Annotated in this window: 7 protein-coding genes; 3 read left to right on the top strand and 4 right to left on the bottom strand. The window is 58.6% G+C overall.

The window, feature by feature from the left end; genetic code table 11:
* A complete protein-coding gene (locus tag JAO29_RS09120; RefSeq protein ID WP_334267892.1) occupies positions 1-1,686 on the bottom strand; it encodes a sulfatase-like hydrolase/transferase in 1,686 nt (561 codons plus the stop codon).
* A 53-nt stretch (positions 1,687-1,739) separates the two neighbouring features.
* Positions 1,740-2,756 (bottom strand): LacI family DNA-binding transcriptional regulator, encoded by a 1,017-nt coding sequence (locus tag JAO29_RS09115; protein ID WP_334267891.1) that lies wholly within the window; start codon positions 2,754-2,756, stop codon positions 1,740-1,742.
* A 193-nt stretch (positions 2,757-2,949) separates the two neighbouring features.
* Between JAO29_RS09115 and JAO29_RS09110 the strand changes: the two genes are divergently transcribed.
* The 3 genes from JAO29_RS09110 (at position 2,950) to JAO29_RS09100 (ending at position 9,663) form a co-directional block, all read left to right on the top strand.
* Positions 2,950-6,327, top strand: a complete 3,378-nt coding sequence (locus JAO29_RS09110) for a TonB-dependent receptor (protein WP_334267890.1) — start codon at positions 2,950-2,952, stop codon at positions 6,325-6,327.
* Between the two features lie 178 nt (positions 6,328-6,505).
* Positions 6,506-8,503, top strand: a complete 1,998-nt coding sequence (locus JAO29_RS09105; RefSeq protein WP_334267889.1) for an alpha-L-arabinofuranosidase C-terminal domain-containing protein — start codon at positions 6,506-6,508, stop codon at positions 8,501-8,503.
* Between the two features lie 56 nt (positions 8,504-8,559).
* The gene (locus tag JAO29_RS09100) at positions 8,560-9,663 is read left to right on the top strand and encodes an aldose epimerase family protein (RefSeq protein WP_334267888.1); all 1,104 of its coding nucleotides are present in this window, start codon (positions 8,560-8,562) and stop codon (positions 9,661-9,663) included.
* A gap of 557 nt (positions 9,664-10,220) precedes the next feature.
* On the opposite strand, the gene JAO29_RS09095 is transcribed toward JAO29_RS09100, so the two are convergent.
* Positions 10,221-11,381: an amidohydrolase gene (locus tag JAO29_RS09095; protein ID WP_334267887.1), complete on the bottom strand. Its 1,161-nt coding sequence runs from the start codon at positions 11,379-11,381 to the stop codon at positions 10,221-10,223.
* Between the two features lie 251 nt (positions 11,382-11,632).
* Positions 11,633-12,508 (bottom strand): copper resistance D family protein, encoded by an 876-nt coding sequence (locus JAO29_RS09090; protein ID WP_334267886.1) that lies wholly within the window; start codon positions 12,506-12,508, stop codon positions 11,633-11,635.
* Between the last annotated feature and the right edge of the window lies 1 nt (position 12,509).

Genomic DNA, 12,509 nt, shown 5'->3' with positions numbered 1-12,509 from the left:
TCAGGCAGGCTTGGTAAAGAGCTGCATATCGCCGTTTGTCCTGGGAAGAGAATTGTATCGGGCCACGCGGAACTCTGCCCAGAAGCCGATCCAGCGCGGGTCCCGCTGCAGCTCCTCACCCAGCGCGAGAATCATCTGTTCGCGCACCGGGGCGTACTTTGGGTCGTCAATTAGGTTGACCGCGTCGTCGGAGTGCATGTCGTACATCTCGTCGTTAGGCGAGCTCGCGTTGTAGGCGTACAAGAAGTGTCCGCCGTCGGGGGTGCGGTGTTGCAGGCCGCAGGCGAAGTTGACGCCCACATGCCAGCCGCCGAAGAACAGCAGGCTACCATGCCGGGTCACCGGCCTGCCTGCCAGCGCAGGCAGCAGCGAGATGCCGTCGAACTTGGCCTCGGGTCGGATGCCAGCCGTGTCGAGGATGGTCTGCGAGAGATCGAGCAGCGAGATCGAGTCGGAGACGACCTTCTTCTGTGAACCGCCCCGCGGCTTCACCACAAAGGGCACGCGCAGCACATCTGGGTACAGGTAGACGCCCTTGTCCACCATGGCGCGGCGGCCGTTCATCTCGCCGTGATCGCTGGTAAAGATCACCAGCGATTCCTCGTACAGCCCCTGCTTGCGCAACTCATCGAGGAAGATGCCGATGGCGCGGTCGACGACCTCCATCTGCAGGATGTAGGCGACGCGATAGTCGATCAGCGTCTGCGGATCGTAGATGCCCCAGTACTTGCGATAGACATCGAGTATCTCCGGCTCGTTCTCCGCCTTCTTGAAGTCGCGCTCGCGCGACGCTTCGTAAGAGACGGGCAGCGCCATGCTGCTGCGCAGTTCCTTCTCGCGCTCCTCATAACCGGCTGGAATCGAGAAGGGCTGATGCGGATCGAAGATATCGAGCTGGTGATAGATGGGGTGCTTGCCCGTGTTTTCCGTCTCCAGCAGAGAGCGCAGCGTCTCCACCGAACGTTTAGCCAGATAGCAGGAGTAGTGTGCCTCGAACGGAAACGGCTTCCCGTCCTCTTGCACAATCCAGCCACCGGTGGAGTTGCCGGGAGTCTTGCGGTCTTGCATGCGGAAAACGATCTCTCGCGAGTACTTTTGCGGCTTCACGCCAAGGCTGCGCTGATACGCAAGAAATCCCTCGTCGTCGAAGACCGGCGGGGACCAGCGATCCCACGGCTGATCGTTTTCGCCGAAGGCATCGAGAAACTTCTGCGTGCCGACATGACCTTTGCCCGATTGTCGCGTCAGGTATCCCGAGGCCTTCAGATACTCGGGGAAGATGGTGTCGGTGGCACGCAGCTGCGTCTCCAGCCCCTCAGGGGCGCGCTCGCCGTTGCCCTGGATGTAGCTGTAGCGCCCAGTGAGATACGATGCACGCGACGGTGCGCACAGAGGCACCGTGCAGAAGGCGTTCGAGAAGAACGTGCCGTCAGCCATTAGCGAGCGGATGTTGGGAATCTTGACGTGCTTCGACAGTGGTCGGTCAGGGTGGTAGAGATCGGGGCTCACCATGTCCGCCGTGATTAGAAAGATGTTGGGGGCCTTGCCCGTGCCGGTGCGATGAAACGGCCCAACGCCGGTGCGAGGCTGGATGTACGACCGATCGTTCGCCTCAGGCGTCTGTGCTGCAATGCTGCCTGCGAGAAGCGCACCTGGCGCCATGCCAAGAAAATGTCGGCGATTCATAATGCTAAAAAATACGCTCTGAAAGCAGCGAGTGTAAAGCATTACATTCGCAATCATCCGGCCTTGCTCTTCAGACGTGCCACCGGCCCGGTCGATGCTCGCGGCACAAGATACGGCGAGATGACCCCAGGCTCATGTTGGAGACTCTCGTTACGGCTGGCCTGTAGCGCGTAGAAGGCGCGGGTGGCGATCTCCTTACGCGAAAGGTGCAGCGTGGTCAGTGCGGGGTGCACAACTTCGCAGACGAAGAGGTCGTCGAAGCCGATCAGCGAGACCTCATCCGGAACGCGGCGCTGCAGCCTGCTGGCAGTTTCCAGAAAACCGATCGCCATCATGTCGTTTGAACAGGCCAGCGCCGTCGGGGCATTACGCATCGAGAAGAGGCGTTCCGCCGCGAAACGTCCTCCCGTCAGGCGATGATCGCCCTCGAAGATCCACTCCTCTTTGAGCGAAAGATCGCACGATGTCATCGCCGCGAGAAAGGCTTTGCGTCGGCGGTTGGCCGAGCTTTGTGCTACTGGCCCGGCAAGGAAGCCAATTTTCTTGTGGCCGAGCATGCGCAGGTGCTCTATGGCCTCGACGAAGCCCTGAATGTAGTCGACTGTCACGGTTCGGAAGTCCTCTGCCAGCGCGGGTTGATTGAGAAAGACCACTGGCACGTCGGCCGAGCGCAATAGTTCGATCGTGGCCTTGCTCACCTCGGAGGTAAAGATCGCCAGCCCGTCGATCCCGCGCTCGAAGAAGCGCCGCACGGCGGCAACCAGGCGCTGTTCGTTGTATCCGGTATTGGCGATGGTGACGTCGATGCCGTGCTGCGTGGCGAGAAGTTCGAAGTGTTCGATCAGGTCGGGGAAGAAGGGATTGCGGATATCGGAGACGATGATGCCGAAGAGATTGCTGCGCCCGGACCGAAGACATCGTGCGCTGCTGTTGGGCCTGTAGTTCAGCTCCTCGATCGCAGCGCGCACCTTCGCAGCCGTGTTCTCCCGCACTTTACTCGAAGAATTGATGACGCGCGAGACTGTCGCGGTGGAGACACCGGCTTTTCGGGCGACCGCGGCTATGTCCATGAATGACCCGCCAAACGCAAAATATGCTGCTCTGTATAACTACGGGACCCGAGCGGTGGAAGGCAAGCACGTAAGTGGTGCGAATTATTCCTTGACAATATTTTTTCGCGGAACGTATGCTTCTCCCTCGCAAATGTAAACCATTACATTCGTGCCTTCGTGACAGCGAGGCATGTGTCGTTTCGAGGCCTGTATGTACGATTTCAGAAAGATATTGAAGTTTGTCCTGACTTCTGTCCTGCTCACATGCTGGGCGATCTCCGCGTATGCCCAGAGCGGAAGCTCGTCGGTGCAGGGAACCGTTAGCGATTCCACCGGCGCCGTCGTTGAGGGCGCAAGCGTCGTCCTCACCAATGCCGCCACCGGCGTGGCGCTCAACGCCGTTTCCGATGGCACCGGGAGCTACTCGTTCCCGACGGTGCCGCCGGGGACCTATGCCCTGATGGCCTCGAAGGGCGGCTTCGCTTCCTACCGCATCTCGCAGTTCACCGTGACCGTCGGCCAGCGTGCCAGCCTGAACGCCACGCTCAGCGCCGCGTCAACGGAGACGATTGAAGTCAACGCCAGCGGTCTTACCAACCTGCTGGACACCGAATCCAACGACCTTGGCACTGTCATTGGGCCTCGCAGCGTCAACCAGCTGCCTCTGGCCAATCGCAACTTCCTGCAACTGGGCTTGCTCTCGGGTGCGACTCAGCCTACCTCCGGCGCCGCCGCAGGCTCCGTCTCGCAGACTGGCCACGACGATGTCTCGATCAACATCGCGGGCAACCAGCCCGACTTCACGCTCTACGTTGTCAACGGTCTGCAGACGCTGGGCAGCCGCGCCGGGAACACCTCGCTCAATCTGTCGGTCGGCGCCATCGATCAGTTCGAGGTGCATTACGGCTTCTTCATGCCTGACCTCGGGCCCAACCCCGGCATCGTCGACGTCGTAACCAAGAGCGGCGGCAACAAACTGCACGGCGAGGTCTTCGAGTTCGTCCGCAACAACCAGATGCAGTCGCGGGACTTCTTCAACGTAAACGCCACCGGCAAGCCTACGCAGCCTGGGCCGTATCACCTCAACCAGTTCGGCTTTGACTTCGGCGGCCCTATCCTGCACGACAAGCTCTTCTACTTCGTCAACTACGAGGGCTACCGCCGCACGACATCAAATGTGCAGAATGCCACAACTCCCACAGCGGCGATGTTCGCGGGCGACTTTACCAACACCGGCGTGACCATCTATGACCCGGCGACCTACAATCCCGCCACCGGCCAGCGCAGCGCCTTCCCCGGAAACAAGATTCCCGATGCGCGTATCTCGCAGAACATCAAGGGACTGCTGAAGTACTACACCGCCGGCCCCACGCTGACGACCAACAATGTTGTGGGCACGCCCAAGGCGACCTATAAATCCGATCAGTTCATGGGCAAGATCGACTACAGTATCAACGCTGCGAACCAGATCTTCGCGCAGGGCAACTGGCTCAACTCACCCGTGGTCAACCCTGGCCTCTTCCCTGGACAAGGCACTTCGTTCCCGCTCGATACGGAGTTGGTGAATATCGGCTGGAACTCGACCATCGGCTCCAACAAGGTCAACGTGGTACGCCTCGGCGGCATCCGCGACTCCGTCTACTCGCAGGGCGTCTCGGTCGAGGGCATTCAAACTCAACTCGGCATCCAGGGTACGGCCGATGTCAATGGCGTTCCCGCCATTAGCTTCGCCAACGGCGGTTGGAGCGGCTTCGGCACTTCGACCGGCCTCATCGGCAATCTCGACAACGTCTACCAGCTCCAGGACAGCTTCAACTGGCTGCACGGCAATCATCAGATCAAGTTCGGTGCTGATATCGCCTACCTGCGTACCATCCAGTCCAGCGCTAACGCGAATGCGCGTGGTGCCTTCAACTTCAACGGCAACTTTACGGCGCAGTTTGCCCCCGGGGGCTTGACACCGGTCGCGGGCACGGGCAGTTCATTCGCCGACTTCCTGCTCGGTGACCTCAATACAGGCCAGTCTATCGGCATGCCGCGCACCCATCTGCGCTGGACGACCGCGCAGCCTTATATCCAGGACACCTGGAAAGCCACGCGCAACCTGACGTTAAACGTCGCCCTCGCCTGGTACGGCGCCACTTCGCCCAACCCCAGCGGCCCTGACAAGAACCTCATTCACAGCTTCGACTTTAGTGCGGGTAAGCCGACCTTTGCCGCGCTGGGGCAGGCTAATCCTTCGGTCTATCCGATGACGATGACCAACTGGGCGCCCCGCATCGGTCTCAGCTACGCGCCGCCCGCGGTCAAGAACACCGTCATCCGCGCCGGATGGGGCATGTACTACACCACGCAGCAGGCGGTGAACTTCCAGTATGCCGTCGTCTCGCAGGTGATCACCATCAATAACGCGGTCTCAAATACGCAGCCGAACCCGCGGTATGTGCTTGGGGTCAACGCAATGCCGGGCTTCACGGTGGGACAGATCACGCAGCCGCAGGCTGATGCGATCACCGGCCCCATCCAATATCTGAGCGCTACCCAGCGCTCTCCCTACGTCGAGCAGTGGAACTTGGACGTGCAACACACCTTCGGTGCCAAGAACCTCGTCGACGTCGCCTACATCGGCAACGCATCGCACCGTCTGCCGCTCAACTGGAACCCCTTTGACTGCTCCTCTCCCGGTTCGAATCTCTGCTTCGATTCCAACAACCCGTACAACGGTAAGTTCAGCTACATGCAGGAGGTCGATAACATCGGCTACGGCAACTACAACGCCCTCCTGGTGAAGTTTCAGCACCAGTTCTCCGACGGCTTCAGCCTGATGGCGAACTACACCTACTCCAAAGCGATGGCCGCCTCGCAGCAGGGAAGCAACGGCACGCTCAACCAGCGCCGCAGCTGCCTGCCCGGCTGCGACTATGGCCCGACCACCTCGAACATACCGCAGTCGCTGATCATCAGTGGTGTGTGGGAGCTGCCTTATGGGCACAACCGTCACTTCGGCAACAACTCCAACGCACTGATGAATACCGTTATCGGTGGATGGGACCTCGACGCCATCGTCACCATGCGCTCCGGCCTGCCCTTTACCATGACGGCACCCAACAACACCGCATGGTCGCCCGGTCAGATTCGAGCCAACACCTATTGCGACGGCAGGGCAGCGCTCTCCAACAAGGAGATCCGCACCAACGGTCACTACTGGCTAAAGCCGCAGACTGTCGGCCAGACGGAGCAGCAGGGCGCCTGCTATGTTGATCCCTCGCGTGACCCTGTCAATTTCGTCAACGGCGCTCTGCCGCTCAAGCCCGGCACCGCCGAGCGCGCACGTGCCGCCTTCGGCACTTCGTCTTTCGACAGCATGCGCGGCCCCGGTATCAACAACTGGGACATGGGCATCCACAAGGTCTTCCCGCTGTTCCGCGAGTCGACCTTTACCCTGCGCGGCGAGTTCTTCAACGTCTGGAACCATACGCAGTTTGCTAACCCCAACAGCGGCGTGGCGGCAGGCTCGAACTTCGGCCTGATCACCGCTACGCAACATGCAGCGCGCATCATTCAAATCGGCGGCATGATCAAGTTCTAGGCGGCCGCGGAAATCTCAGGAGGAAGACTCAGACAGGGGATGCGTGCATCTTGGGTCCCCTTCGAACCAGTCGCACCATAAGGAGCAGGGATTGCTGAAGACGACATTGGGTTCTCGCAGGGCACGCGGGCTGCGTGCCACTTCATTTGCCACAGGCTTGACTTGCGCAATCACCTGCATGAGCGTGGCGCAGATCACGCCCTCGCGTCCGATGCCGCACGAGGTCGAGGTGCACGTCTCGGCCAACGGAACCAAGATCGTCCCCGAGACACTCTTCGGTAGCTTTCTCGAGCCGATTGGCAACTCCATCAACAACGGCATCTCGGCCGAGATCCTGGTTAACAGGAGCCTCGAAGATGGGCTGTGGAATCACGTCAACCTTGAGAACATGTTCCGCGAGCAGCCCGAACTAATCGAGTCTTCCAATGAGACTGGCATCCCTCTGCCCTGGCAGTCGCTGAATACCAACGCAGGCAACCGCTTCGAGCTGCACGTTGGAGACGCGGCCAACAGCTGGCAGTCGCTCGAGATCATGGGACAGCCGGACGAGCTGACCGGCGTCAAGCAGCGTATCTATTTACCTGTGCATCGCGTGCTCAGCTACAAGGTCTCGCTCTACGCCAAGCATATCAACGGACCGGAGACGTTGCGCGCCTCTTTGCGCGACCGCGACTCGGGCAAGGTTCTCGCCGAGGCGGAGATGAAGGCCTCCGCGAAGGACTGGACCAAGTACACCGCTACGCTTGAGCTGAAGCAGGGCAGCGTGCGTCGCCTTGAGCCGGTGGACTTCGCCGTTTCGGTCGAAGACGCGGAGCGCGTCGACGTCGACCAGATCTCGTTGATGCCCACCGATGCCATCGGCACACTCGACCCCGATGAAGTTGCGATGGCCAAGGCCATGCACATGACCGAGCTGCGCTTCGGCGGCAACTTCAGCTCGTACTATCACTGGCGCGAAGGCATCGGTCCTGAAGACAAGCGGCTGACGATCAAGAACATCGCCTGGGGCATCCCCGAGTACAACAACTTCGGCACGGACGAGTTCCTTCAGCTTTGCGATCTCATCGGAGCCATCCCGCAGTTCAACCTCAACATGGGCAGCGGCACGCCTGAAGAGGCCGCTGAGTGGGTGCGTTACATTCGCGAGCACCACAAGGGCCATGTGATCTATGAGATCGGCAACGAGCTCTATGGTAAGTGGCAGGTCGGTTATCCCACTATTCATGAGATCGCCGCACGCACGCTGATCTTCAGCAAGGCCGTGCGCTCCGTCGATCCCGACGCCGAAATCATCGCCACCGGCCTCGGCCCCATGACCGACGGCAAGTGGAACGCGCAGCAGCTCAGCCTGCCTGCGAACACCTTCAACTATCTCTCGCTCCACTTCATCCTCGGCACTAATCATCCGGAGATGAAGCAGCCGACTCCTGACTTCGTCGCAGCCTCTGCTTACGCCATCCCATTTGCCGTCGGCCCGTACTTCGACAAGGTTCAGGCACAGGTCGATGCCGATCCGAAGCACCGCGGTAAGGTGCACTTCGCCATCACCGAGTGGCTCTTCAACAGCAAGGGCTTCGGCGAACGCAACTTCACCAACGAGAGTCCCAGCTGGATGAACGAAGGCGGAGCTGTCATGGCTGCCGGATTCTTCAACACCCTCCTGCGTCACACCGATCAAGTGAAGATCGCCGACATGACCGGGTCGATGGAGTTCGCTGGAGTCTGGAAGCGACGCGAGCAGGTCTACGCTGTACCCGCCTTCTACGCTTTTCAGATCTACAGCGAGGTCAAGGGCGACACCGTGCTGCCGGTCACCAGCGATACCGGCACCTACGGCGTGAAAGGCGGCGTGAAGCCGCTCGATGAGGTCGCCGACGTGCCCTACATCGACGTGGTGGCGACGCGCAGCAAGGATGGCAAGACGGTCACGCTGCTCTGCGTCAATCGCAGCCTCGAGCAGGATATCCCCACACGCTTCTATCTCGACTCGTTACACCCCGCTGGACCGTCCGTCATGAAGCAGATCTACTCAATCAGCCGCTATGAGCGTAACGACGAGATCGAGCCTAAGCACGTACTGCCGCTTGACGGCACAGCCACGTTCGCGAAGGATGGAGCCGTCTCCGTTGTGCTGCCGCACGACAGCGTTACCGTCATCCACGTTCCAGTCCAATAACGGGCCGGCTTTGCGCGTCAGCAAAGCGCAGCCGCCTTGGAGAGAGTCAACGGTTTATGTGGAAAGAGGCAATCATCTTTGCAGCAGTTCTTCTTGGCCTGGGTCAACGCGCGCTGGCTGCAGTGACGTCGGAGCGCTGGGGTGCTGCGTGCGATGGTGAGGTCAAGCTGTTCACCCTCACTAGCCCACAGCTGCGCGTGCAGCTCAGTGAGTATGGCGCGCGTATCGTCAGCGTCGAGGCCCCCGACAGGAACGGCAAACGAGCCGACGTCGTCCTCGGCTATAACAACCTAGCGCAGTACGTCGAAGATCCCAAAGACTTCTTCGGCGCTGTCGTCGGCCGGTACGGCAACCGCATCGCAAAAGGACAGTTCTCGCTCGACGGCAAAAGCTACCAGATCCCTGTCAACAACAAGGGTAACGCGCTACACGGCGGTACCAAAGGCTTTAGCAGCAAGGTGTGGCTCGGCAGCATCGTCGCCGACGACGCGGTCGAGTTCACGCTGGTCAGTCCGGACGGCGATATGGGCTTCCCCGGCACGCTTACTGCGCGAGTTCGTTACACGCTCGATCAAGGCAGGCTTCGTATCGACTACACCGCAACGACCGACAAGCCCACAGTGATCAACCTCACCAACCACACCTACTTCAACCTCGCGGGCGAGGCCAGCGGCGACGTTCTCAAGCAGGAGATCCGCATCAATGCCGACAGCTTCACGCCCATCGACGCGTCCCTGATTCCCACCGGCAAGATCCTTCCCGTGGCAGGCACGCCACTCGATCTTCGCCTTATGACCCAGATAGGCGAGCATCTCAACGCCGACGACAAGCAGCTTCATTTCGCCGGAGGCTACGACCACAATTTCGTCGTCAACGGCAAAGCAGGCACACTGCGCGAAGCTGCCTTTGCTGTCGACCGCGCCAGCGGACGCACGCTCCGCGTGCTGACCACTCAGCCTGGCGTCCAGTTCTACTCCGGCAACTTCCTCAACGGCACAAACCGTGGCTTCAGTGGCAAGCTCTACCGGCAGCACTATGGCTTCTGCCTGGAGACGCAGCACTACCCTGACTCCCCCAACCACTCCAGCTTTCCTAGCACCATTCTGAAGCCTGACTCCCACATGCACTCCACCACGGTCTTCGTCTTCGGCACGGAGTGACTAGGGGAGCTAGCCCTCACTTGCTGCGCTGCATTTACTCTTCACCTATACAAACATCGGGGAATCAAGTTCCGTCACATAGCCGCATGTAGGATTAACGCAACAGTTTCGCCAGAGTGATCTCGGGCCGAGGCGGCTGCTCCCTCGAAAAAACACCATCTTACACAGTATTCGGTCACCCTCCAGTAACGTAAACAGTCTTCCCGGACACATAAGAATCTCATTGTCGGCAAGTGGGGCGAGTCCCAAAACAATCGTCGTGCAAAGTTCTACAAGCTCACTGCGGCAGGCCGTAACCATTCGAAAGAAGAGACAGAGAAGTGGGCAGAATGCCATTGATTTTTACCTTCAAGTTGCTCTACCTCCTATTTCGAAAAGGAGAGTAGAGCTGAGTCAATCATTCTAGCAAATGAAGAAGAGTCAGCCGCTCGGATTATAGCGTCAGATCGGCAACACGAAGTACGTTTTCGGAGCACATGGTTCTATAACTTCCGTATCTGCTCTCCCCAAGAACGATACTAACGTGACGCATCTTAGAACCTAAGGTGTTAGCTTAGTCAGTGTTGAGTACTTGATCCCAAGCTGTTCCAGGTAAGTGCCGTATTTGCTCGAATCATAGTAGTACTTTTCGGCACGCCAATAAATTTTTGTAGCGCCTTCGCTAGTGCCTGATCATCTGGGGACCAATTCGGCATACCAATCATCTGTGCATTCGCATTCAGGTCTTCGGCCATGGGTTTGTTGTAGTGACCGGGCCATGCGGAGCCAAGAATCTGCTCGTCCCATGTCGTCTGCGTCATGAGAGCAGCGCCCTTCGCCATGCGATCGCCGTCCTCCCATAACCCCTTGACATGTTCGTAGTCGAGTTCACGAAAGTAGTACCAGACGGACGCTGATTGCGGGACGACGTTGGGCTGGTCGCCGCCATTCGAGATGACGTAATGAGAGCGCTGTTGCGGGCGTAGGTGTTCGCGATGGAAGTTCCACCCTGTATCCATCAACTCAACGGCATCGAGTGCAGATTTGCCGCGCCACGGTGCTGCGGCAGCGTGAGCAGATTCGCCGTGGAAGTTGTACTGCAGGGATATGAGCCCGGTCTGCCCACCTTCGCCCCAGTTGGATCCCAGGTTGTTCGCTACGTGAGCGAATAAGACGGCATCCACATCTTTGAAGTAGCCATCACGCACATAAAACGCCTTGGTAGCCACAAGCTCCTCGGCGACACCTGGCCATAGCTTGATGGTGCCGGAAAGGTGGTGCTTCTCCATCTCGGCTTTCACGGCGAGCGCAGCCAGGATATTCAGCGGAACACCCGAGTTGTGGCCTTCTCCGTGTCCCGGAGCGCCAGCGACGAGTGGCTCATGCCATGCGACCCCGGGCTTCTGAGAGGCCTGCGGAATGCAATCTATGTCGGACCCTAGAGCGATGACAGGCTTGCCGGATCCCCACGTTGCCATCCATGCGGTTGGAATGCCCGCGATATTGCGCTCGACTTTGAACCCGTTCTTCTCGAGAACCCCCGTGAGATAGGCGGAGGTTTCTGTCTCCTGAAATCCCAGTTCGCCAAAGGAGAATACTGTGTCCACCATCACCTGGGCGAGTTTGGCATTTTTATCGACATGCTGAATCAGATCAGTCTTTTCAGCAGAAGGTCTAGTTTGTGCAAAGAGATGAGAGGCTGCAAAGAAGAAGAGCGCGAGCGGTGATGTTAGTTTCACTACGTTGTCTCCATGCAAAGCTGTTGGGGTGATACGGCATTCAACCGGACAGTTGATCAATCAATTGATGAAGGGATGATCGAAGTGAGTTCCGGCTAATTGGTAGCAACTCGCCGAGCGGCATGGGTCAGAGAGCATGTATTGAGGGACGGATACACTTAGCTATATCAAATGATTCCGTCTTTGGTGAATCAAAGATGCGGCCGGTAAAGATTATCGCTTCTGGAGTCGGCAAGGCCGTGCAAAGCTATTCAGACTGGTGAAAGTGCGCTGAGCCAGCCTGAGGCGCAAAGAATCACAAGCATGATCGGTGCTTCAAGCCTTATCCGCTTTGCGACTGCTAGCTGAGTTTCTGCGGTGAGTGATCCGTTGATGTCCCGGCGATTCAGGAAGCCTAGTGTGAGGGCAACGAGAACAAAGGCCATCTTTACGATTAGTAATGTTCCCCATGTAGAGGAGCGAATATGTTCAAGCTTGCCCTCTGTAATAAGCCAACTATTGAGAACGCCGGTGATGCATACGATTCCTATCGATAGTGTGCAGTGGCGTGAGAGTCGTCGCAGATAGCTGACAAGCAAATTGCTTTCATTCCCCAGTAGAGGCACTGAGAGGACGGCTGCGAGCAGGATCCCTCCAGCCCACGCGGCGATTGAAGCAAGGTGAAGCCACTGTGATAGCTCACGCAGTGAGAAGGGACCATCGATGGCAGCGTGCCCGGTTGCTGCTTTAAATGTTGTGAGTGCAAGCAGCAGGAGGGTGAAGATCGATCGCCGTGTAACTGGCTTGAGCGGTACGAGAGCGGAGAGCGAAAGGAGAAGCACACAGATGAATTGTGAGCGGAGAACGCTGCCCGCATGCATTTCAAGGACATCCGGCAGAACAGCGTGAATCTCCAACCAATGAGTCGTTCCGCACATATCAGAAGTCAGCAGCAGAATCTGCAAGGGAAGCGCGAGGCAAAGCATAATGGCAGCTGCAGTCACCAGTCGGTGAACCGAAGCACGAAGTGAGTCGGGAAGCGCGCCCCAGTAAAGCAGAAGCACGCCTCCCCACATAAGGCTGAAGGCGATATCCGATGCAGCGCTACAAACGATATGCAGCGTCAACAGAAGGTTCTCCTGCGACACG

The sequence above is a fragment of the Edaphobacter sp. HDX4 genome, assembly GCF_036877565.1.
Taxonomy (GTDB): domain Bacteria; phylum Acidobacteriota; class Terriglobia; order Terriglobales; family Acidobacteriaceae; genus Edaphobacter.
The sequence above is the reverse complement of the archived record's forward strand: the minus strand, read 5'-3'. Positions and strand labels throughout refer to the sequence as shown.